The 23,101-nt window shown below is 59.3% G+C and carries 17 protein-coding genes and 5 pseudogenes; 8 read left to right on the top strand and 14 right to left on the bottom strand.

The features are described 5' to 3' along the window. Nucleotides 1–26 precede the first annotated feature (26 nt). A complete protein-coding gene (locus AAE027_RS36990; protein WP_370990799.1) occupies nucleotides 27–974 on the bottom strand; it encodes a class I SAM-dependent methyltransferase in 948 nt (315 codons plus the stop codon). 1,035 nt (nucleotides 975–2,009) lie between these two features. Continuing rightward, a complete protein-coding gene (locus AAE027_RS36985; RefSeq protein WP_370990798.1) occupies nucleotides 2,010–2,171 on the bottom strand; it encodes an integrase in 162 nt (53 codons plus the stop codon). Between the two features lie 841 nt (nucleotides 2,172–3,012). On the opposite strand from AAE027_RS36985, the gene AAE027_RS36980 reads away from it, so the two are divergent. Further along, entirely contained in the window at nucleotides 3,013–3,300 is a 288-nt protein-coding gene (locus AAE027_RS36980) for a recombinase family protein (RefSeq protein WP_370990807.1), read from the top strand. 137 nt (nucleotides 3,301–3,437) lie between these two features. On the opposite strand, the gene AAE027_RS36975 is transcribed toward AAE027_RS36980, so the two are convergent. The 4 genes and pseudogenes from AAE027_RS36975 to AAE027_RS36960 all read right to left on the bottom strand — a co-directional run bounded on the left by AAE027_RS36975 (nucleotide 3,438) and on the right by AAE027_RS36960 (nucleotide 6,819). After that, complete coding sequence (locus AAE027_RS36975) at nucleotides 3,438–4,571, bottom strand: glycosyltransferase (RefSeq protein WP_370990797.1); 1,134 nt, start codon at nucleotides 4,569–4,571, stop codon at nucleotides 3,438–3,440. A 2-nt stretch (nucleotides 4,572–4,573) separates the two neighbouring features. Beyond that, nucleotides 4,574–4,814: pseudogene (locus tag AAE027_RS36970) on the bottom strand (glycosyltransferase family protein); the annotation flags it as partial. Between the two features lies 1 nt (nucleotide 4,815). Then, nucleotides 4,816–5,020 (bottom strand): annotated as a pseudogene (locus tag AAE027_RS36965) (glucose-1-phosphate cytidylyltransferase); the annotation flags it as partial. Beyond that, nucleotides 5,017–6,819, bottom strand: a complete 1,803-nt coding sequence (locus tag AAE027_RS36960) for a hypothetical protein (RefSeq protein ID WP_370990796.1) — start codon at nucleotides 6,817–6,819, stop codon at nucleotides 5,017–5,019. The pseudogene AAE027_RS36965 and the gene AAE027_RS36960, both read right to left, overlap by 4 nt. Nucleotides 6,820–7,825: 1,006 nt before the next feature. On the opposite strand from AAE027_RS36960, the gene tnpA reads away from it, so the two are divergent. The 3 genes and pseudogenes from tnpA (at nucleotide 7,826) to tnpC (ending at nucleotide 10,266) form a co-directional block, all read left to right on the top strand. Continuing rightward, nucleotides 7,826–8,230, top strand: a complete 405-nt coding sequence (tnpA, locus tag AAE027_RS36955) for an IS66-like element accessory protein TnpA (protein WP_370990795.1) — start codon at nucleotides 7,826–7,828, stop codon at nucleotides 8,228–8,230. Then, nucleotides 8,227–8,520, top strand: coding sequence for an IS66 family insertion sequence element accessory protein TnpB (gene tnpB / locus AAE027_RS36950; protein WP_370990794.1), 294 nt, complete (start codon nucleotides 8,227–8,229; stop codon nucleotides 8,518–8,520). The genes tnpA and tnpB overlap by 4 nt, the downstream gene beginning before the upstream one ends. Nucleotides 8,521–8,637: 117 nt before the next feature. Continuing rightward, a pseudogene (gene tnpC / locus AAE027_RS36945) lies at nucleotides 8,638–10,266 on the top strand (IS66 family transposase). Between the two features lie 28 nt (nucleotides 10,267–10,294). Here tnpC and AAE027_RS36940 read toward each other — a convergent pair. From AAE027_RS36940 to AAE027_RS36930, 3 genes are all read right to left on the bottom strand, one after another. Then, nucleotides 10,295–11,035, bottom strand: coding sequence for an IS4 family transposase (locus AAE027_RS36940; protein ID WP_370990793.1), 741 nt, complete (start codon nucleotides 11,033–11,035; stop codon nucleotides 10,295–10,297). A gap of 25 nt (nucleotides 11,036–11,060) precedes the next feature. Beyond that, nucleotides 11,061–11,300 carry a hypothetical protein gene (locus AAE027_RS36935; protein ID WP_370990792.1) on the bottom strand — a complete coding sequence of 80 codons (240 nt, stop codon included), beginning with the start codon at nucleotides 11,298–11,300 and terminating at the stop codon, nucleotides 11,061–11,063. A 68-nt stretch (nucleotides 11,301–11,368) separates the two neighbouring features. Further along, nucleotides 11,369–11,677, bottom strand: a complete 309-nt coding sequence (locus tag AAE027_RS36930) for an IS4/Tn5 family transposase DNA-binding protein (RefSeq protein ID WP_370990791.1) — start codon at nucleotides 11,675–11,677, stop codon at nucleotides 11,369–11,371. Between the two features lie 1,214 nt (nucleotides 11,678–12,891). Here AAE027_RS36930 and AAE027_RS36925 point away from each other — a divergent pair. From AAE027_RS36925 to AAE027_RS36915, 3 genes and pseudogenes are all read left to right on the top strand, one after another. Continuing rightward, complete coding sequence (locus AAE027_RS36925; protein ID WP_370990790.1) at nucleotides 12,892–13,092, top strand: hypothetical protein; 201 nt, start codon at nucleotides 12,892–12,894, stop codon at nucleotides 13,090–13,092. A 114-nt stretch (nucleotides 13,093–13,206) separates the two neighbouring features. Then, complete coding sequence (locus AAE027_RS36920; protein WP_370990789.1) at nucleotides 13,207–14,481, top strand: glycoside hydrolase family 28 protein; 1,275 nt, start codon at nucleotides 13,207–13,209, stop codon at nucleotides 14,479–14,481. Between the two features lie 335 nt (nucleotides 14,482–14,816). Beyond that, a pseudogene (locus AAE027_RS36915) lies at nucleotides 14,817–15,593 on the top strand (isocitrate lyase/phosphoenolpyruvate mutase family protein). A gap of 954 nt (nucleotides 15,594–16,547) precedes the next feature. On the opposite strand, the gene AAE027_RS36910 reads toward AAE027_RS36915, so the two are convergent. Then, a complete protein-coding gene (locus tag AAE027_RS36910) occupies nucleotides 16,548–16,682 on the bottom strand; it encodes a transposase domain-containing protein (RefSeq protein WP_370990788.1) in 135 nt (44 codons plus the stop codon). Between the two features lie 45 nt (nucleotides 16,683–16,727). After that, on the bottom strand, nucleotides 16,728–16,898 hold the full coding sequence (locus AAE027_RS36905; RefSeq protein WP_370990787.1) for a hypothetical protein: 171 nt from the start codon (nucleotides 16,896–16,898) through the stop codon (nucleotides 16,728–16,730). A gap of 23 nt (nucleotides 16,899–16,921) precedes the next feature. Between AAE027_RS36905 and AAE027_RS36900 the strand changes: the two are divergent. Continuing rightward, nucleotides 16,922–17,349: pseudogene (locus AAE027_RS36900) on the top strand (IS3 family transposase); the annotation flags it as partial. Between the two features lie 385 nt (nucleotides 17,350–17,734). On the opposite strand, the gene AAE027_RS36895 reads toward AAE027_RS36900, so the two are convergent. The 3 genes from AAE027_RS36895 to proB all read right to left on the bottom strand — a co-directional run bounded on the left by AAE027_RS36895 (nucleotide 17,735) and on the right by proB (nucleotide 22,643). Continuing rightward, nucleotides 17,735–19,396, bottom strand: a complete 1,662-nt coding sequence (locus tag AAE027_RS36895) for a hydantoinase B/oxoprolinase family protein (RefSeq protein ID WP_370990786.1) — start codon at nucleotides 19,394–19,396, stop codon at nucleotides 17,735–17,737. A gap of 5 nt (nucleotides 19,397–19,401) precedes the next feature. Then, complete coding sequence (locus tag AAE027_RS36890; protein WP_370990785.1) at nucleotides 19,402–21,483, bottom strand: hydantoinase/oxoprolinase family protein; 2,082 nt, start codon at nucleotides 21,481–21,483, stop codon at nucleotides 19,402–19,404. Nucleotides 21,484–21,758: 275 nt separating this feature from the next. Beyond that, nucleotides 21,759–22,643 (bottom strand): glutamate 5-kinase, encoded by an 885-nt coding sequence (gene proB / locus AAE027_RS36885; protein ID WP_370990784.1) that lies wholly within the window; start codon nucleotides 22,641–22,643, stop codon nucleotides 21,759–21,761. Nucleotides 22,644–23,101: the final 458 nt, after the last annotated feature.

The raw sequence follows: 23,101 nt of genomic DNA, 5'->3' as shown, positions 1-23,101 counted from the left end.
CCGACATGGCACAAGTCGAGGAAAATTTAGACTGCACGTCCAACGACGACCCGACTGCCTCCTGCGGGCCAGCGGACGCCCGCGAGCGCCATGCGAACCTCAACTTCCAGTACACTGCGAAACAGCCTGTTGATGGCAGGATTTAGCCTGAACTCGTAAATGTCTTCAATCGCGCTCGCCTTACCGAGCTTCAGGCGTCTCGCCATCATCAGCGGCAAGAGCAACGAGGTGAAAGATGATGAAAACATGACTTCGAAGCCGTTGCTATGCAGCTTCGCTTCCAGCTCACCTCGGCGATAACGGCGCTGATGATGACTTATCTCGTCCGCGCGGCTCCATAGCCACGGATGTTGCGGCACGGCTATGATCGTTCCGCCTCCGCTTTTCGTGGCGGCTCGCAGGCCTTTCAGAACTGCCTCATCCTCCGCAATGTGCTCCACCACGTCGAATGCGCCAGTGAGATCGAAGATACCCTCCGCTGGAAGGTTACGTGCATCCAGTTGGACAAATTCCACCTTCGACAAAAGACGTTTCCTCGCATGCACAAGCCCTGCAGGGTGTAACTCGGACCCGACCAGGCGATCCCACTCCCGGGATCCTGCAATTGCCCGCAGCACGAAGCCAGTCCCACAGCCTATTTCCATGAACGAGCGCGCTCGTGGAAAGAATCGATCCACCAAACCGACGATCAAGCGGTTGCGGGCGACAAACCAGAAGTGCCCGGCCTCGAATTGGGCAAGCGTGTCGAATGCATTAGGATCAAATCCGCTGGCGGTATTCGCAAGCTCGGGGGCGAACATCGGAATCCCCTCTGCTTGTGGAACGACGTGCGCACATCGAGGGCAGCGCCAGGCGAGCGGCCAAATCGGTTCATCGCCGGCCACTGGTTCGATCGCATCACAGGCCAGGCAGCGGCGGCCGGAAACCACATGGGTGGTCTGATGGTTGCCCCGCCCAATGTCATTTATGTGCATTTCCCTGGCAGCTCCTAATTCGATCACCCACGAATATGGAGATCGTGAGAGGACTAACCAGAATTTCTAGACCACCAGATTAGATAGGACAGTCCCGGAGATGCCGGTCCCGCCACGGGTAATCGAGCCCGGGCTGGGCAGTCGCACCGCTCTCAAGGATGCCCGTTGCAATGCAGATGGCGACGACCGGCGTTAGCATCGCCCAAGTCACTGGTGCTCCGGAGGAGACTGAAACGCCGATCTAAGAGTTGCTATTGAGGACGCTATCGCGAACGGCGAAGTTCGCCACGGCTCGCACCATTAGCGAAGACACCAAAGACATTGCGACTGCGACGACGTGATCAATCGCGCCTTTCGAATGTCATCGGCGACTCAGTCCCAATCCCGCGTCCAGTAGCTTCCGATGTGTTCTGGAACAGCGTCGTACGCGTCACCCCTAACGAACCGGGGTTTGAGGAAACGATATGAAACCCCAAAGCTGGCGAAGCGGGTGACGCAGTCCTCGATGTGAAACGTGCCGCATTTGACAACATCGAGCCCAGTGCCCAAGCCCCAATGTCGAGCCCTTAAGAAAGAGGTAGTCGAGACTCGGAGCCGAGACACGTGAGCGACTTGAAATGGTTGAGGGACCGACTGGCGGCGAATGCGCATCGCGGCGGAGAAGGCGCAGATTTGCCGAGAGCCTGCTTCCGGGAGCGAGTATAGCGAAAGTCGCTCGCAAGCGTCCACGTCGCGCTGGCAGATCTATGATTGGCGGAGGCGGTTTCCGGTGTAAAAGAAGAGTCTTCCGAGACTGTCTTGTCAGCAACCGCCCCCCGGTAAGCAGCGCCGGAGCAGATACCGACCCGGCTTGTGATCAACGAATTCTGATCCGGGCTGAGCGCGGTGATCTGTGCGGTTCGGGCATCGAGATGATCACGCCGGGCGCTGGTCTGAAAGTCTATATCGCGACGCGGACTTCCGGAATTATGTGGAGCGCAGGATTATGCGGAGTCCGCGGCGGCAGGGGCTACCGCTAGCGTTTTGTGCGCGCCTTCACTCCGCATAATTGAGCGGACGGCCGATCGCCTTCAGCATCGCCAATAGCTTATCGGAGGCGCGGAAGCGGCGAGGCCTCAGCATTGGCGGCCCCATCTCGGCAAGCGCTTCGAGCTTTTCGGTCGGATCGGCTCGCAGATAAACCTCCGTGCTTTGCAAGCTCGCATGTCCCATCCAGAGTGAGACGTTCCAAACGTCACGGGTCGCTCGCAGCGTGTGCATGATACAGGTGTGGTCGAGAAAGTGCGGCGTCACGCGCTTGCGAACGATGGACGGCTCTCTGCCTGCGGTTCAATGGCGTGGCATTCGTGTTTCGCGCGAACCGAGCCCAACACGCGACATTCTAAATACAACTTTCGAAGCACGCAACAATTGCATACCCGCGGCCCCCTTTTTGGACGAACGCTTCAGGTCGCACCATTCCGACGCGGCAAGGATTTGGAGTGTTCACCTGCATGGAGGAACGGCGTGGGTTTAGTCGTGAGGTGCCCAATTGGATGTTAGACGAACCTTACTGTACCGGCATGGCGCTGGGATCGCCGGAGGTCAGTATTGAAGTGCTCAACGAACTTGCCCGGTTTCGAGGCGCACGATCTCGTCCTTCGACGAAGAGGGAGATGAAGAAAAGCTAATATCGCCAGCCGATCAACTGAGTCTGGATCTGAGCCGTCGGATTCCCAGAAGCCGCTCGGGGCCAATCCCAAAGGCCTGATCCGGCGGGCCTCGAGACCATTCAGATGTCGGGAGGTGACCATGAGTATCAAGATCACGCCGGATCATCTCAGTCGCGTGGCCGCCGTCTGCGTTCGCCAACTCGATAATGTCCCAAGTCATGCGGAATCACGAAAGCATGCGACGGCAATATGACCCGGCACAAGCTGCGGAAACCGCAGGATTTAAGTAGGACGTAATCGACGACGACTTGGCCGCTCAGGTTTCGGCAGCACTCAGCGGCCCGGATTTGAGCGGCTTGTGGCGATGGCGTGTTCGGGCGACCTCGGTGCCGTCTATTGCATCGCGGCTCGCGCGCAATGGACGCGACTGGCTTCACTTGGTTGACCTATGCGCCCTCGCCGGCGCGTTAGTCATCGATCCCGATGGCGCCTGTGATCCCAGGCGTGTCAACGACCGCCTGCTGCTCGGACTGAACGGGACGATATCGGAGTATGAGCTGGGCCTACTTCGCCAACGTGGAATCGCCGCGATGAGGTCGATGAGGCTGGCGCCTCCGGCGTCAATCCGATTGCCGGCACGAATGACCGGCGCCACCAGCGGTGGGCGATCGTAACGACCTCCCGCCAAATGTTTGGACCAGGCCCAGTAATAGGCCTCGTCGAAGGCGCGCAGCCTCCAGGCCGCGGCGACGAGCCGTAACGCAATCAACGCGAGGATCGACAGGGCCCGCTGCGGACGAGCCGGCGGGACTCATCGCTTGCGCCAGACGAACAGCCCGGACACCGCGTAATTCCAGACCGCGCCCATCAGGGCCCCCGCGGTTCCGGCCAACCACCAGATCGGCTCCTGATCATAGACCGAAAACGCGACACCGATATTGGCAAACAGGCCAACGCTGCAGACGAGATAAAATGCCACCAGACCGCGCAGGATCGCAAAACCCTTCAGCCGCTGGTCGCGATAGGTTAGGAAATTGTTCAAGACAAAATTAGAGGTCATGGCGATAAGGGCGCCGAGGGCCTGGATCTCTACAAATGGCGGGTTGAAAAGCCTCAACGCGACAAACAGCGCGCCGAGATGAACGAACAGACCGGTGCAGCCGACCACCGCAAACATCAGGAAGCGCAGAGAGACCGTGTCATTGGTGAGCTTGGCGAGCACGAGCCCGAGGAAATCCAGCACCACTACGGAATCGAGCTTGCTCTCGCCGTGCAGTCGAGAGCCGAACGTATAGGGGATCTCGACCGTCTTGAGCTTTCCGTGCGCGGTTGCGACGATGTCGAGCAGGATCTTGAAGCCTCGGGTGGAGAGTCGCGGCGCGAGCTGCTCGAAGCGGTCGCGGCGGATCATGAAAAACCCGCTCATGGGGTCGGCGATCTCGACCCCTAGCACGCGCTTGGCCATTTTGGTCGCGAACGCGCTGGCGTTGGCGCGCTGCTTGTTCAAGCTGTCGGCGCTGCCGCCCGCGATGAAGCGGCTGCCGACCACGAGCTCGGCCGCTCCGCTCTGCAACAGCGACAGCATCTTCGGCAGCTGCATCTCGTCATGCTGCAGGTCGGCGTCCATCACCGCGGCATAGGGCGCGCAGGAGGCCAAAATCCCCTCGATGCAGGCGCCTGACAAGCCACGCCGTGCGATCCGGCGGATGCAGCGCACCCGGCCGTCGCGGCGCGCCAGCTCGCGGACCAGCTCCCAGGTGCCGTCGGGGGAATTGTCATCGACATAGACCACTTCCCAGGCGACGCCCTTTAGCGTCGCCTGCAGCTTCTCGAACAGCGTGATGACGTTATCGCGCTCATTGAAAGTGGGAACGACAACGGAAAGCACCGGCAGGCCCGCGGTTTCTTGCGGATTTTCGATGACCGGTCTGAGAATTTCCTTCATGCGGCATCTTCCGGGATCTTCTGCCCCGCGCCCCAGTTGGTCAGGGCATAGAAGCCGCGCATCGAAAGGCGCCGCAGTAGGGCTTCATTGTCGCTATGGGCTTTGGCGATATAGACCACGTCACTAGACATCCTAGATCCAGTCGCTGGCGAGCTGTTTGGCCAGTGCCGGGGTATGCTGGCCGTCGCCATCCATGAACAGGAGGGCACCCCGGCGGGCATGATCGAGCTCGGCCGTCAGCGCGGTGGTGGCGCTCGATGCCGTTCTCACCGACGAGAAGCGTTACATCTGACCTATGGAGGGAATAATTCGCGAAGTATCTTGCCATGGCGAATAGATTTTGAGGATGTGCCAGAGGATCGGCTTCCCGCCGATCTTGATCATGGGCATGGGCCGAAGGCGGGTTTGCTCGGAGTTCCAAGGCCACCCGCGAGGATCACAGCTTTCACCATTGGCTCCCTTTCTGGTTAGCCAGCCGTTGTCGCCTGGCTTCACGGCAAGCTTGCTCCGCAAGGGCGGCGCGGCGTACGGGCTTAAGCAGAAACTGCCTGGTATCATTCGGATAATCATCGTCAAAGACGGGGGGGTCGAACGCAGCGGCGGCGACGTAGTCCGCCTGCCCAGCTCCAAAGGAGGCCATGACACTGGCTTGATTAAGACGATACGGACCCTCCGGCTCGATCAGTATCCACGCTTTGGCCATATCGGCGCAGTTCTCAAGTCCGAGCGTTTCCACCGCGACTGCGTTACTGCCGGGAAATGCCCCGATCAGCCATGGTAGACCGAGCGCTCGCGTCTCGAGCATATACAGTAGGCTCGGCGAGAGGCCAGTGAGATCGACCACCGGGGTACCGACTTCAAGGCCAGCCGCACGAGCCTGGGCTTTGGCCGTGGCCAGATAGTCGTGAAGGGGTTGCGAGAGCACCAAATTTCCACGGCCCGGTAGCGGCGTAACAGCGGTATAAGCGCGCAGATCTTTCACCTGACGCCAAGGCTTGAGAATGCTGGTATTGACCACTGATGCAGTGAGCAGCTGTGCCAAGACCGCCAGGGGCAGTAGGGTGGCGAGGCTGCCTCTCTGTTGCGCAAGAGGGCTCAGGAAAGCAACGACTGCGAGCATCCAGAACAAGGCGTCGAGCGAACCGATGAACCAGTAATTGACAGCGGAGCCCAGCGCGGATAGGTGCGGCAGGACCAAAAAAGTTAGCGCTAGAGCGATGCTGGTAGGAGCCTGGGTACGCAGAAGCAATCCCTCACGATAGAACATCGCGCCAAAGCATGTGAAAGCCAGTACCGGGAACAGGGTCGAAGGCTTGATGCTGATCGGATCGATCCCCACCAGCACAATTGTGATTGTTAGGATCAACACCGCAGCGAGAGCAAGCGATGGGAGCAACTTGTGCGTAGCTCCCATGAGAACACTGAGCAGAAGGGCTATCGCCACTAACACAGCGATAGCGAGTTGCCCGTGACTGGCGGGGAGCCAGTCGATCCGAAAAATGCGAGATACCTCGTGCCCGGCACCCAGCATGATTTCCATCTCAGCGCTGTTGACCATACGAGTCATGAGCCCAGTAATGCTGCCGTCAATCGAGTAGGCGGTAAAGATCAGTAGGACGAGAGCGACCAGCGCCGCGCCAAGCATGAGCAGCAGAGACTTTCGGCGCAAGATGACGACATAGAGCATAACGACCAGCGCAATGGCCGCAGCGGTGGTCGGCCTGGCCATGAAGCAGCACCAGCCGCCAACGCCGACCAGGATTCCTCCCAAGGCTTGGCGAATGCGCCCTTGCCCGTCGACTAGCAGCAAGCCTGTCATCACCATCAAGAGCGATTGAAAGGTCAGTGCGTAGTAGCTCGGTGTAAGCCACCAGCCTTGAAAGTTGCTAAATGCCAAGCTGCCGATGCCCGCTGATAGTACCGCCGCGCGCGACCAGTCCGCTGTCCAGAGGCGCCGGATCATAAGGAAGCTAAGAATCCAGCCCAGCGCCATGGTGAGCGTGACGTTCGCCATGCGAAGTGCTGCGATGTCGCCCCGCACCCACTGATATGGCCAGTGATAGACGAAGCCGAAGAGCGACGGTGGACTATTGACTGCATAGGCGAATGGGTTCGCGAAAAAGTTGAGGTATAAGCCTTCGTCGGAGGGATTGAGACCGTAACTGCTGTAGTATAGCAGCCAACCGAAAAGGATTGCTGTGGTTACGGCGGACAGAGCCAGCAAAGCCCGATCCAGCAAGACTGACATCGTCCTTCCACTGGCAAAATGGTCAACTCTTGGCATAGGCCCCTTCCAGGCTCGTAGGCGAGGCCCATTCAAATGGATATCAGCCTCTCGGGGAGCTCCTAGCTAACCTGAGCTCCGCAATCTCCTGCCAAAATTGGTAGACTTATCACCTCGGAGCGGGATGGGCGTGAAGCCGAGCCGGTTCAAGGAAGAATGGGATCATTGGGATCTTGCGGAACGCGCTGAGGCAGCCCTCGTTCCGCGACCTGGGCTCTATTGGAGCTCTGGCCTCTCATCCGGGCTTGGTTGTGATTGAAGCTATGGATGAACCGATAAGTGAAGGAAGATGGAGCTGCCTGCTCTTGCCAAGCAAGAGAGCCCGGCCGCAGCGGCAAGGGCAATCGACGATTTGTCGGGGCCGTGCTGTGACTCGCCCGAACCGGCAGTCCGGAGGTCCATTGGCAGCGGACAAGCCCCACGGCCGGGCGGCGGAACGCCTAGCCGCCGCGCAAACCCGCTGACCCGTGACGTTGCGGTCCAAAGGGCGTTGTTCAACCCGGTCTATCGGGCCTACGAGGATAGACGAAGGGGCGGTCTTTCGGGCGTTTCTTGCGAGTTGGCTTTGTAGATCACACGTCCCTTTCACTGTCAGCGCGCGGCAGGATCCCTCGCTGTGGAGCACGTCGACCAGATCCTCCGAGGTCCAGCGTGCGAGGTCGTACCGCCACCGCCCTCGCCGACGACAGGCCCGAAATCCGGTGGCGCTGGTGCGATAGCCCGGCAGCCAACGATTGACCGGAGCTCGATCCCATAGCGGCAACGTACCACCAACGGCTCCGCCAGATGGAGGAGCTCCTGCAATGCGCCAGGTTGCCGAGAGCCTTCCCGGGCTTCACGTCCTTAGTACACTTCGCGTTGACATGGTCGTTGGGCCCGACGGCACGACTAATAACCGGCCTTTCGGCAATGGGTCTCCCTCCGGTGAGGGCCGCCTTGCTGGGTTAAGACGAGTGCTGTGTAACAGCCCTTGGACAGCAATAAGTTCAGTGCTCAGATTGAACGGTTCGAGGTTGTCGAGACTGGCCGTCGCCGTCGCTGGACCGATGATGAGAAACTCAAGATCGTTCTGGAGAGTTTGCAGACACCGCGCGCGGTCTCATCGACAGCACGACGATACGGCATCTCGCGCTCGCTCCTGTTGACTTGGCGACGATCATTTGGGACGCGGACGAGCGATATTGAACAACATCAGCCAGCCTTTGTGCTGGCGATGGTGACGCCGGACCAACCGGCGGCGCCGCCAGTAGCTTCAGTGGGGCCAGCGAGCGGATGCATGGAAATCGTCGTCGGTAAGGCCTGTCACGTGATCGTCGACGCCGGCGTTGATATGACCGCGTTGTCTCGCGTGTTGAATCTGCTGGAGCGGCGATGATCCCGATCGCAGCAGGGGCGAGAATCTGGATCGCAACCGGTCACACTGATATGCGCAAAGGAATGCAGGGTCTGGCATTGCTGGTGCAGGAGGGCTTGGGGCGACATCCTTTTGCCGGCGACGTCTTTGTGTTCCGTGGTCGTGCCGGCAGACTGATTAAGGCGCTTTGGCACGACGGGGTCGGGCTATCGCTCTATGCCAAGCGGCTGGACCGTGGCCGATTTATCTGGCCAGCGACGGTGGACGGCGTGGTGTCGCTGACCGCAGCTCAGATGGGCTCTTTGCTGTAGGCGATCGACTGGCGTAACCCTCAACACAGCTGGCGGCCGCAGAGCGCGGATAGGCAATAATCCCGTGAGATTGCAAAAAGCCCGCGCCAAATCGCGGCTTTTGTGATTCCATTGGGCATGGGTGACGGTCCCGAGAAGCTACCGGAAGACATTGAGGCGCTGCAGGCGGCGTTGCTGGCAGCACGCGCCGAACTTGCCAGCGTTCGTGCCCAGCAGTCCGACGACCATGCGCTGATTGCTCACCTCAAGCTGCAGATCGAAAAGCTGAACCGTGATCGCTATGACCCGCGCTCGGAGCGCACCGCGCGGCTATTGACCCAGCCTGAACTGACGCCGGAGGAACTGGAGAGTTCGGCGACGGAGGACGAACTTGCAGCCGAAATGGCCGCGGCCAGGACCACGAAGGTGGCCTCGTTCACGCGCAAGAAGCCGTCGCGCTAGCCGTTCCCCGACCATCTGCCTCGCGAGCGGGTGCTTGTGCCGAGACCTGTGGCGTGCGCTTGTTGCGGCGGAGCGCGGTTGTCCAAGCTCGGGGAGGACATTACCGAGACGCTGGAGGTGATCCCGAAATCCTGGAAGGTGATCCAGCACGTCCGGGAGAAGTTCAGCTGCCGTGATTGCGAGAAGATCAGCCAGGCCCCGGCGCCGTTCCATGTGATTGCTCGCGGCTGGGCAGGACCCAGCTTGTTGGCGATGGTGCTGTTCGAGAAGTTTGGCCAGCACCAGCCGCTGAACCTGGCAGGCCGAACGCTATGCCAAGGAAGGGGTGTGCCAATCAGTGTCGACCCTCGCCGACCAGGTTGGCGGCTGCACAGTCACGCTGACGCCCTTGTTCCGGCGGCTCGAGGCCCATGTGCTGAGCGCCGAGCGATTGCACGGGGACGACACTACGGCGCCGGTCCGGGCCAAAGGGAAGACCGACACCGGCCGCATCTGGGGCTATGTGCGCGACGACAAGCCTTTTGGCAGGCAGACCCCGCCGGGGGCAGTACTTTATTACTCGCGCGATCGCGCCGGCGAGCATCCCCAGGCCCACCTAGCCGGCTACACCGGCATCTTCCAGGCCGACGCCTATAGCGGCTATGGCAAGCTTTACGACCCGGGCCGCAACGCAGGTCCGATCCTGGAAGCCGCATGCTGGGTCCATGCCAGACGGCCGTTCTTCGTGATGGCTGATCTGGCGGAGAATGCGCGCCGCAAGGTACATGGCAAGAAGCCTGCGTGATCTCGCCTCTGGCGCTGGAAGCAGTCCGCCGGATCGACGCCTTGTTCGAGATCGAGCGAGGCATCAACGGCGAGACACCCGAACGGTGCCGGGCCGTCCGTCATGAACTCAGCGCACCGCTGGTCGCCGATTTGGAAAACTGGATGGGTGAGCAACGTGCCAAGCTCTCACGGCGCAACGATGTCGCTAAGGCAATCGACTACATGCTCAAGCGCTGGAGCGCGTTCACCCGCTTCCTTGAGGACGGACGCATCTGCCTGTCGAACAACGCCGCCGAACGAGCCCTGCGCGGCATAGCCCTCGGGCGGAAGTCGTGGCTGTTCTGTGGCTCCGATCGCGGTGGCGATCGTGCCGCGATGATGTACAGCCTGATCGTAACGGCCAACATGAACGACCTCGATCCTCAAGCTTGGCTCGCCGACGTCCCGGCGCGCATCGCTGCACATCCGATCCAACGGCTCGACGAACTCCTGCCCTGGAATTGGCGCGACCAGAACAAGCAAGCCAATCAGGCTGCCTGAGTGACCGCTACGCGGTTCTCACCGGCTTTCAATTACCCACATTTCCAGGAGTTGCGATTTCGGCGCCGAGTTCGATATCTGTGAGTCTCGAGAGGCCGCGCCAGATGACAACATTTCCAGGCGGCGGATCGCCCGCCCTGGCCAGGTAGCCACCCAATCGTGCAAGTTTGGTAAGATAGAATGCAAGGGTTCCAGGGCGACATCGTCGATGGCTCGCGCCGCTGATGAGTCGATCGAGCAATGCGATCTCGGTGTCCGTCAATGCGAGCTTCGGTGACTCGTCTGGGGCGATGCGATTGAGCATGGTGAGCCAGAGGACACGCCAACTGAGAATGCAGAAGACCGCCATTAGATTGGCAAGTCGCTCCGCGGTCCGGGGCTTTGAGTCTTCCGCCTTGCAGCCCGATTTCAAGATCTTGTGGAACACCTCAATTTTCCACCGCATGGCGTACCAGTTAATCTTCTCGATTGCTTCGGAGCGACCGCGGACGGCTAGGTCTGTGATGAGCTTCCACTCAATCGGTTTACGGCCCTTTGGGGTACCGCGCTCGGTCGCATGGATTATCGTCAGATCGAGGGCTGGATAACGTTTCTGCTTACCGATGGGAGGCAAGTCCGCGATCCGCTTGAACTTCTCACCCTTGTCGTTGCGCACGTCGATGTAATGCAAGCCTTTGACGCTGGTCTCTTCCATCTCGGTTGCAATCGTATGACCGCCATCGCCCGCCAGCCGATCGACGCAGGCGCGGACAAGGAAGTGAGCGCCCAAGCTCCGGCGTCAGGCAATACAATTCTTAGATATCGCTTTCGCGGTCACCAATATGAATGCAACGATCCGGCTGTCCGAGCCGCTCGATTGATTGCCTGAGATTGTCGAGCCAGCGAACGCTTTCCTTCCTCTCAATCGGAACGCGGGTCGGGTTAATCTTCTTCTTAAGCTGCGCCGTGCCTTTGAACTTTTTCCGTGTCCAGAACTTCACCGCCGCCAATCCCAGCGGCAGGCGCTCGATAGCCACGGCGAGACTGGAATGCATCAGCATTCCGCAGACCGTGTGATGGCGCCAACGGCCGTCCTTGTCCCGGCCGCTGTTGACGCTCTTGGTCAGGCCAATAGCGCTCGTGTTCGCGCGCTGGTAGGAGAATTCCGTCGTGTCCTGAATAAGGAGGATCGGGCCTCTACGATCATCGTAACGCGCGCGCGCGTGGCGGCGAAGTGACCACTGAGGATGTTGGCCTCCTCCATGCACTCGTTGGCGAAGAAGCGGTAGGCCGCTTTCGTGTTCGCCCAATCCTGGCGCGCGAACGGTATGCTCCCGCCCATGCCGTCACCAATTTGCTTCAACAGCTCGCTAAATCGTCGACCGAGACGGGCAGCCTTGAACGCTGTCTTGTCGATCTCGCGCTCGTCCAATGTTCGACGGCACTTTCATCACCATCATCCGGGCCGGCCGAGCAATGACACGCCGCTCCGCTTGAACACATCAAGGCACCTCGCCGTCGCGATTCAGGTGCCCGACAATGAATCACAAGCGATTCATACGATTCAAGATTTTTCGATCAGGACTACCGCCATCGAATCAAGCATTTGTGGGTAATTGAAAGTCTCACCGGATGCTTACGGCAATGGCTTCCCGGACCTCTATCAACGCTCTATTGAGGATAGTCAGACGGTCCGTACACACCGCGTATCGTCATCCAGTTGGCTAAGTGGATGCCATTGGCGGACCTCCCAGCCCTGCGAAGTTAGGCGCTGAAGCTGAGCAGGCGGTGGTTGCGGCCAAGTTGCCCTTCTTGGCTTCACTTCGAACTGGACAACAAGCGCCTCGTTCTCGTCATAGGCTTCCGGGTGGCTAACCTTCTACTCTTTATGCGATGGACGGCCCGTCATAATCCTCCCCGATGCTGGTCAGAATGCGCGGCAATAATGTTTGATGCACAAGGTGCGGCCGGCGACCGCATCACAGCGTCGCAGATCGACACTCAAACGCGCTCCTGATTGTATTGCCGCCTGCTCTCCATGCCGTGTGTGACGCCGCTGCAGAATTTAGGCCGGCATGAAACAGCGAAATCGATGTCATGTTCGCAACATGTTGGTGGATACCAAACAAGCGCCGGTTTGCTTTCAGATAGAAAGGAGGTGCTGCGCAGTTCGCTCCGACCAGGTGTCGACGCAGCGGCTCTCATATGCGGAGGCATCCGGCGATTGGCCCAGCTTTTGCTCCGCTGCTTGCCAATACCGTCCAGCTACCCTGCTTTGTCGGAGTTGTCGACCGCAGAACACGACATTTTATGCGACGAAAGGCAATCATGAAGACGTACAGGACGACCGGGGCACTGGGCATGGCGGCCGCGGCCTTGATCACCAGCACCGCCTTGGCGGGGGAATACAACACGGACGTTCAGCGGCAAGCTCGCGGCGACTTGACCCTGACAGGCGCCATCGGGACCTCCATGACACGCTGCTTGGAACCAAGAGCCGCAATCCCAGGATCCGGGGTGCTCCTGAAAACTCCCGCGCCGTCATCCGCCGTGGGAACAACAACATCGAATGCTCGGACATCCGTTTGCGCGCCGACAATTCCGGCGGCGTCATCCTGTTGCACGATTCCAACTTGGATGTCGGGCATGGCTAACCGAGTAAAGAATTACGACCAGTACACTGCCACCTGCTACAATACTGCCCTGTCGGTCTACAACTACTCCGAGGAAAAGTTGAAACTGCGCGCCGTCGGGTTCAACGACACGACCAATTCGGGGGAAAATCGCGGACTTTGCGTCGAGCCCGGGCCTGAGCGCTTCTGCAATTGGGAAGTGAATGAGCGCTAACCGGACCTCTGGCGCTTCTTCGGAAAGCCTCCCTAACTGTGAGCCAGAATTGTCTGACGTTCAGCTCCGGGACAGATCACATCGCCTAGATGGCGCAAACGCACGAGGGTGTTCATGACAGACCTTTTCCGCTACCGGGCCATGCTGTCCACGGTTGCTGCCATCGCTCTTTCCGCCAGCGCCCAGGCCCAAGATCGCCGCACTATCGCCGAACCTGTCGCGCCTAGACAGGTGTGCGCCCGCATGGTCCCCTCCAGCAAAAACGATACGGCCAGGCTGCAAGATGCGATTAACCATTGCCCCGCTGGCGCAGCAGTCTATTTGGCGACGGGCGAGTTCCGGTCGGGTCCGCTCGAGATGAAATCGGGCGTTACACTCTGGATCGAGCGCAATGCTACGCTCTTTGCCATCCCCGAGCCGACTGCCTATGACAAGGGCTCGGGACGTTGTGGCACCATCGATGACAAAGGCGACGGCTGTCGGCCGTTCATCAGCTTTTCCAAAACGTATGGCGGCGGCATCTATGGCGACGGCATCATCGATGGCCTGGGCGGCGCGTTCGCGCTCGGCAGCATTGGATCTTGGTGGCGGCTGGCCAGCCGCGCGCAAACCGAAGGTGGAAAACAGAACGTCCCGCGCTTGATCCAGATCGACGGTGCGCAAGACATTACCTTCCACGGTATCACCTTGCGCAACGCGTCCAGTTTCCACGTGGCGATGAATCGCGTCGAAGGTGCCACCCTGTGGGGCGTCACCATCGATGCTCCGGCCGATACCCGGAACACCGACGGCATTGATGCAAGCGCCAGCCAAGATGTGACCATCACCCACAGCTTTATCCGCACTGGAGACGATAATGTTGCGATCAAAGCCGGCAAGGATGGTCCCACCCGCTATGTCTCCATCATCGATAACTGCTTCGGTTGGGGGCACGGCATGTCGATCGGCAGCGACGCAAGCTCGGGCGTTAGCGACATACTGGTGCGCGGCCTGACCCTCGCCGGCCCGACGTCGGGCCTGCGCATCAACAGCGACGTCAGCCGAGGAGGCCTGGTGGAAAAGGTGACCTATGAGAATGTGCGTCTGCGCGGCAACCGATGGTCGATCATATTCGATACACAGTACGATACTCACGCCAGCGGCCACAAGATTCCAGTGTATCGCGAGATCGTGCTGCGCCGCGTGCGTGGCGATAATGGTACGGTGGTGATGCGCGGGCTCGACCAGGATCATGTCCTAGACATTATGCTGGATGACGTGCGATTTGCCGATAGCGCGACCTGGCAGGTACAAAATGCAGACGTGACCGTTGGCAGTTCCGGCGTGTCACCACCCCTGCCGGCTCGAGCTGGGAGAACGGTACGTAGTACCGGGAAACAGAGATATTGACTGATTGGACTTTTGATTTGGCCATCGGCCTTGGAGGCGGGCGCTTTTTCGATTGTAAACACCATTCATGCGAGCCCGTTCCGTATAGCGACGTCTTTTCCGGCCGAGGTCTCGACAACAAGGTCCCGGTAGCTGTCGAAGCGGTGAACTGAGGCCGGCAAACTGGACCATCTTTGGCTAGAGTTTTCGCCGATAGTTGATCTAGATGGCAGAAATTTATCATCTGTCGAATGATGAACGTCGGCCGGTTAACACAAGGAATCGGCATGCAAGAACACTCACAATCTGTCCTCGCCAACGGCCCTGACCAATCCACTGATTCCTCACTCGCAAAAATGCTGCGCGCTCACGTCTGCTCCAGCGGCGGACTCTCGTTCCTGATGGAAGCGCATGACGATATCGCCGCCACGATCGCCGAGCGCGCAGGTTTCAGCGGTCTCTTGGCATCGGGTCTGTCTATTGCCTGCTCTCTCGGCTACCGCGATGCCACCGAAGCGTCATGGAGCCACTCGTCGACGTGGTCGAGCGCACCGTGGACTCGACCGAACTACCTGTTCTCGTAGATGGGGACAGCGCTTCGGGAATTTCAATAATGCACGCCTGCCTGCCCGCAATCTCTGCCAACGTGGCGCTGCGGGCCTCGCACTGGACGACAGTGGCTTTCCGAAGATGAACTCGCTCGTTGGCGATCGGCACCACTCCTCGCCGACATCGACGAATTCTCCGGCCACTTGCGCGCCGTGAAGGATACGGTCGCGAAAGACTTGGTTCTTGTGGCTCGGATGAGGCGATAATCGGCGGCCGTGGAATGGGCGAAGCAATTTGCGCGCTCACTCTTATGCCGACGCTGGAGCCGATTCGATTCTCATTCACTCACGAAAGAGCACTGCAGAACAGGTTGCCCGTCGTGATCGTTCCAACTCTGCGTCAGTGATCTGGCCAACCAATCCATGCGAGCTGCAATAGCGGCGATGCGGCAGGTCTGTGGTCGCATCCTCGCTGAGGAGAACACTGCCAGTATTGAGGGCAATGACGAGGTCTTCGAACTGTTGAGGTACGAACTTGCCCGTGCGGAAGCGCGCTATCTCCACGCTGCGGACCTAGGTCCATGACGCATGGAGCTATAGCTATCCTCCACGAGTCGCCAAGGAGAAGGCGGAGGTCATCGTCATGGCGGCCGGGAAACGCATCGATACGAAAGATAGCCCTCATACGGCAGACAGTTGCGCCGAACAAAGAAACGCCACTGGCTGTGCGCTAGCAACGATTACAGCTCGCAGCAATCGTTCCTAAACTCATGCCATGATATCCATGCGTGAATGAAATGATATTTTGACGTCAAGTGACTTTGCGTGAGAGCTTTAGAGCTGCCCCAACAGCATCAGCACCACTTGGCCCCGTGAACTGGGACCGGTATTGCAGACCGCGTTCCAAAAGTATGACAGAGCTGAAAGTTTCCACAAATTCGATCTTTGCCGGACTGGCTACGTCAAGACCGTGGACTACGGAATCCGACGCTAGATACTCAGCAATCGCTCCTTTAATCTGGTGATTTGTTGTGGCCCTGGTTTAGCGCTCCAGCACTAGAGATGAAGTCAATGAGCTCTCTCCCCTATTTCGTTACCATGATGGAGTCCCACGCTCGACTGAAAATAGCCGGGAAGGAACGTAAGTATGAGCAGACGCTTGATTCTAGACGGTTTGATAGCATGCATGTTACGTAGCTCGCCTCCTCCCCTCATATCGTATCTCCTTCGTAGGTAAATGGCGCAATAAGGGCCGCGCTTCTCTCCTTCCGTAAGCTGCAAGCATAAAGACCGCACACTGTGTGCGCATTTTGTCGTATCTTTCAGAATGACATCACTCCTACCCGAGACCCCGGAACAACGAACCTACTAGCACTAGAGGCCGTTGAAAAAGTTACTCACTGCCGACCAGCGATCGTGGTTCATTGGCTCGGACGGGATGCAAAGAGGATGCGTGCGCGGCGGCGACAATCGAACGGGCGCCTGTCTCGCTATGTGGACCTGTACGGTAAGCGCCAAGCTGAATCAAGCAGAAGCCGTTCAGGCTTTGAAGGTCCAAGGCATGAGGTCATCCATCTGAGAGGCCTGCCAGTCCCGCACGATCCGTTCAAGAGTTTGTGTGAGCCAGGCATGCGGATCGATGTCATTTATCTCAACCGGTATAAGCTTCCACATCTGCGGTGATCAGCGGGCGCGTGCGTAGCGGATCGGCATCCAATATTAGCGCAGGGCCTCGACGGCCGATGGGGTGTCGGCGTAGGCGTTACGCAGAAAGTTGCTGGTTTCGCGTCCGCCTCGCGGCGGTCCGAGCAGCGGACGGCCCTGATCGTCGCGACTGTCCAACAGGATCGGCAGCAGCTGGCCGTGATTGACGTTGCTGGCGTCCAGCAACGGCGCCCATTCCGAGGTAGCCCGCGCGCTGGTCGCTGGACTTCGTTCATGACCAGTTCGCCAACGGCCGGCGCTTCCGTATCCTCAACATCGTCGACGACGTCACCGCCATTCCGGAGACGTCGATCTCCGAAAGGCGCATTGCCCGCGAACTCACGGAAATCGTCGAACGACGCGGCAAGCTGGTCATCTCCGACCACGAAATCGAGTTCACCTGCACTGCCATGCTTGCCTGGAGCAAGGACGTCGTCATCGATTGGCACTTCATCGCGCCGGGAAAGCCGATGCAGAACGGCTCGTCACTGAACTACCTGACCCCGCGGCTTATGCCGCGCACGTCACCGCAACGGACGATCGCCTACGCAACTCCGACCAGCTCCGCCGATCGTCCGTTGCTCCGCCCACGCCACTTGGCGTACAAAGCTCTGAGACTCTAACCGCCGCTGGATGAAAACTCGGTGGCAGGTCAGGTGAAGTTGAGGGTCTTTGGGAATGCGAGGCTAACGACGCTGGTGATTGAGGGCAGGAGCGATGCGCGTCAATGGGATGGTTCGCTCGGCCGAGGTCATTTTCCCAGCGAACAATCAATCGGCGAGTCGACTGATTGTGGGATTGCGGGGCTCGCATCAGAGTGCGACGCTTAACCCGTGCTCATCAATGCTGCAACACTTGCGACCAGCCCAACCATTAAGGGAGAACGCACATCGATCTTGTCGGCGGCTTCACTCCCAGGATACTTGACGCGGACGAGGCGACGCTAATGAAGCGATGGCTACGGTTGACGATGCGGCAGCTGGCGCCGGCCCGCGCTGGCGGCAATGCCGCAATGCCGCCACTTACTCGATTCCATACACCTCCCGCGCGCGTTCGCGCGTGATGAGGCCGTTCTTGATGTCCTCCTCGACTGCTGCATGGTCGCGCTCCTTCGGATCTCCATATCCGCCACCACTGCCGGTCACGATGCGGATAATTTCGTCGGCGTGCGTGGTGAGGCCGGAGACGAAAGCAAAGCGTTCATTGGAACCGTCTTTGCGGATGAACAGGACGTAATTGGGTGAGCCCGCGCGACCGCTGGCGAGCGCCCAGGGCGGGAACTTTGAGCGCGTGTAGCCGACGGTGAGAAAGCCATTCTCGCTGCGGATTCGGTAATCTATGACGATGCCGCGTCCGCCGGTGTATTTACCCTCGCCGCCCGGCTCCAGATTGAGCTCCATGCGGTCCACGAAGAGGCCGTTACGTGCCTCGTTGATTTCTGCCGGGCAGTTGTAGGTCTCGCCGTGGAAGCTCGAGAAGATGGCGGTGTTGCCATCGCGGCCGGGGCTCGCCCCCCAGCCGCCGAGCTGCGGCTCGATGATCGTGTACTGGCGGCCGGTGTCCGGATGGATGCCGCCGATGAAAGTGCCGCAGAGCGAGCCAAAATGTCCAGCCGCCAGCCGTTCGGGCATATGTGGCGCTAGGCATCGCCACATGAGGTCCTTTCCCCGTAGCTCGATCTCGTAGTAGAAACCAAGCGGCGCTGGCTCCTTGGCATGAAAGACCGAGCCCTCGCGCGTCATCAGCCGGATCGGCCGGAAGGAGCCTTCGTTGGCAGGCGAATTGGGATCGGTCAGCGACTTGAACAACATCTGCGCGCAGACCATCACTCCGTCACGGCTGGTGTTCACGGGGTTGTTCGATTGGACGGGGTTTTCGCGCAGGTCGACGACGAATTCGGTGTCGGAGATCGTGATCTTCACATTGAAGATGCGCCCGTCATCCTGCTCCTCCGAGAGCTCGAATGCGCCCTTCGGTAGCTTCGCGAGCTCGGCGAGCGAAACCTGCTCACCGAAATCCATGAAGGAGGACATGGCGTTCTCGAAGGTCGAGACGCCATATTTTTCGGCGAGCTCCTGCAGGCGCTTTGCTCCGATGCGCACCGAAGCGATCGCTGCCCAGACATCGCCTTCCAGCACGTCAGGCATGCGCGAATTCACCTTGATGATTTCCATCACTGAGCGGATCGGCTCTCTCTCCGAGATGATCTTGACAGCGGGGAGCCGCAGCCCTTCCTGGAAGATCTCGGTCGCTTCGCCGGTGAGCGAACCAGGCGCCATGCCGCCGAGATCTGAGTTATGGGCGATATTGGCCGTCCAGGCTACGATGCGCCCGCCCGCGAAGACGGGCATGGCAACGACGATGTCGTTCAGATGCGTGACGCCGCCGTAGTAAGGATCGTTGGTTGCGAAGACGTCACCCGGCAGGATATCACCCGGCTTCCCGTACTTTTTCGCGATCACCTTCACGGCCTTGTCCAGCACCCCGACGAAAGCTGGAATACCTGCGCCCGACGAAGCGAGCGCGCCTTTCGCATCAGTCACGCCGGTACCCATGTCGAGCACCTCGTAAATGATCGAGCTCATCGCGGTCTTCTTCATCACCGCAAACATCTCGTCGGCGGTCGCCTGAAGGGAATTCTGGATGATTTCCAGCGTGATCGGGTCGTCGATCTCTGTCGGCATCGCCGTCACCTCTCCGCCGTCAATTGTATATGGATGTTGCCGTAGCCATCGATCTCGACCAGGTTGCCAGGATGGACAACGACTGTGGTGCCAGGATACTCAACGATCGCTGGGCCGCTGAAGATCATGCCCGGCTCGAGCTTGTCGCCGTCGTAGATCGCGGCCCGGTGAACGCCCTCGAGCGCATAATCGACGTTGCGATGCCCCTTGAGCACGGCCTCCGCCTGGGCTCCAGTCGACTGGCGCTTTCTCATGGTAAGTTTGCCGGCTTCAGCGGAAGCGATCAAATGGATGCCGACAATTTCAACCGGCGCGTCGAGCTTGTACGTGTATTCGCGCTCGTAGGTCTCGCGGAAGGATGTTCCGATCTCCGCGAGGCGCTCATCGGTGAGCTGGCCTGGCGCGATCAGCACCTCAGTAGTATGTTCCTGATTCTGGTAGCGGAACTTACCGTGTCGCAGGAAGCGGATTCGGCAGGCCTCGATGCCTTCGGACGCGAATTGGGCACGAGCCCGCTCCTCCGTTTCCGCGAAGACCTCCTCGATGCGCGCCGCGGCGCCCTGCTTCAGGTGGATGGGCCGCGTCACAAAATAATCGCGACGTAGGTCCGACATTATCATGCCCCAAGCCGAGAAGACTGAAGCGTCTGCCGGCACGACGATTTTGCGGACTCCGAGCTCAGCCGCCAGCGCCACAGCATGCATAGCGCCGCCCCCCCCGAAGGCCACGAGGGTAAACTCGCGCGGGTCATGCCCGCGGTTGAGCGAAACAAGCTTGAGCGCATTAGCCATGTTGTTGTTGGCGATGCGGATGATGCCGCGCGCCGCCACGTCGGCGTCCATACCGAGCTTTTGGCCGACAGCTTCGATCGCCGCTTTCGCAGCGGCCATGTCAGCGACGACTTCGCCGCCGCAGAAATAATCTCTGTTTATGCGGCCGAGCCAGAGGTTGGCGTCGGTGGTGGTCGCCTGGGTTCCTCCCCGGCCGTAAGCGGCGGGCCCGGGCACGGCGCCGGCTGATTGCGGGCCAACATGGAGCTTGCCGAAGTCATCAACCCAAGCAATGGAACCGCCACCGTTGCCGATCTCGACAAGATCGACCACCGGCACCATGATCGGATAGCCCGCTGAGGTACGGTCGCGCTCGATCCAGTAATCCGTCTTGATCTTCACGTCGCCGTTCTCGATCAACGAACACTTCGCGGTCGTGCCGCCGATATCGAGCGCGAGCACGCTTGGCTCGCCGATCAGCTTACCGAGCTCAGCCGCGCCCCAGAAGCCGGAGGCAGGTCCCGACTCGACCATCGTGATCGGAATTTTCGAGACCGACTCGAGCGAATCTACGCCGCAATTCGACTGCATGATATAGGCCTTCTTGCTGAAACCCTTCTCTCTCAGTCCGGCAAGAAGTCGCGACAGGTAATACTCGGCAATCGGTTGCACATAGGCCGACAGCACCGCCGTGCTGGTGCGCTCGTATTCCCGCCATTCGCGCGTGATCTGGTGCGAAGATACGACCGAGACTTCGGGCCAGAGCCTCTGCACTTCAGCGAGCGTGGCCTGCTCATGGATCGGATTGGCATAGGAGTGAAGGAAGCAGATGGCGACCGCCTCGACCCCTTCCGTCTTGAAATCATCGATGATTGCCGGAAGGCCAGAGAGGTCAAGCGGCTTCAACTCCTCACCTTTATAGGACATGCGGCCGAGAAGTTCGCGCCGCAGGTAGCGCGGAACGAAGGGCTTCGGCTTCTGGTAATGCAGGTTGAAGAAGTCGGGACGGTTGCCGCGCGCAATCTCAAGCGTGTCGCGAAAACCCTCGGCAGTGATGAGCCCGACTTTGGCCCCTTTCCGCTCGGTCAGCGCGTTGATGATGACGGTGGCGCCATGGGCAAAGAAGTTGAGCGAGCCTGGATCGACGCCACCCTTCTTGAGGGCGTTCAGGACGCCCTCCTCGAAATTGCGGGGGGTGGTGTCGGACTTCGCGCTGATGACGCGGGATTCGCCGGTGGAATGATCGGTCTCGAAGCAAACGAGATCGGTGAAGGTACCGCCGACATCGGTCGCGACACGGATGGTCTTGATCGCCATGAGCGCTCTCCCACTTTTCCACGATAAGAACGAACAATCGGGCCCTTGCATTGGCCTTCTCCACAAGCCGGTCATGTAGCTCCGCCTCCTCGGGAGGAACGACCATAAATGCCCGATGAGCCGGCGGGTGTAGGCATGCTGGAGCGGCGGAGACTTTCTCGATCAAATTGAGCTCAACGAGCCTGCGCTTTTCGAACTACGGCGATACGGTCGGACCTCAACCGCACTTGGTGAGAACGGCCGTCCCGGAGAAGAGCTCCGTGACTGGACAACCCTTAGGTTTGCGGCAAACCGTTGGCATGGGCGTCGGGGCTAGCCTTGTCTTTGGCGAACGGAAAAAACCATGTTGATGGCCCACCGTTCTCGATGGCGGCAAGCGGATAGGATTTGTTTCCATTCGCAATGACCATTTCGTAGCCCGCGTCCATGGCTATCTTTGCTGCCATCAACTTTGTCACCATACCGCCCGAACTATGGCGAGCGGCGGAATGACCGGCCATGGCCTCTATCTCGGGGGTAATGCATCGCACCTCTGTCACCAGACGGGCAAACTGGTTGTCGTGCGGATCTTCCGTGAAGAGGCCATCTACGTTGGAAAGCAGAATGAGAACGTCGGCGTTGACCATCTGCGCGACCCGTGCCGCCAGCCGGTCATTGTCGCCAAAACATATCTCGGCCGTTGCGGTCGCGTCGTTCTCGTTGACAATGGGTACAGCGCCAACTTTCAGAAGTTGTTGAAGGGTTGACCGCGAATTGAGGCATCGATGCTGGCTATCGATATCTTCGGCGGTTAACAACAGTTGCCCCACGCCGAAGCCACGGCGTTCCAAACTCTGTTTATAGGCATGCATGAGTTGAACCTGACCGATCGCGGCGGCCGCTTGCTTCTCCTCAACTTGCAGACGCTTATCCAACGGACCGAAGCGACGTGATCCAGCTGCGACAGCGCCGGAAGTGACGATGATCACCTGCTGCCCGCGCGCGACAAATCGGACGACATCCTCCATCACCGTTTCAAGCCAATGTCCGCGTATCTCTCCAGTGTCTGCATCGGCGATCAGTGCGGAGCCAATCTTCACGATCAGCCGACGAGCCGAAAGCAGTTTGACCGCGCTCGTTGTTGCTGAGCTTGAGTCTTGCTGCACTAAAAATGAAGACATGACTGTCAAATCTCTTCTTTGCAATTCAACATCCAGTTCGCTGCGTCTGCGCAGACGAAACTACCATTTCCAGTCTCCCCTATTCTAAAGGTCACGATCTTCGCGTGCCGAAATGCCTGAGCATATCGAAGCTCGAGTCGTGCGATCTTACTATCCACACGCATCTCATATCCGAGAGCGAACTGAATACATAGGTCGGCCAGAAAACGGTTGCCGTTCGCAGATAAGCAACGCGCGTCACTATCTTCAATAGCATAGAGGTACCCAGAAGCGAGATAGGCATCATCGTCGACCTACGTCTCTCTCGTGCTCTCAATTGCACCAACCTTCGCGACGATCATCTTCTACCTGGCGCCCCCTGGGCTGGTTCGGGGAGGTGAGGGGCCGCAGATTGTTCCTGTTGGCCATGAGTCGTAAACGGTGTGATCGACCAATCGATTAGGTCGACGGCGCGCTGA

The organism is Bradyrhizobium sp. DN3, assembly GCF_041357655.1.
In the GTDB taxonomy this organism is placed as follows: Bacteria; Pseudomonadota; Alphaproteobacteria; order Rhizobiales; family Xanthobacteraceae; genus Bradyrhizobium.
The sequence above is the reverse complement of the archived record's forward strand: the minus strand, read 5'-3'. Positions and strand labels throughout refer to the sequence as shown.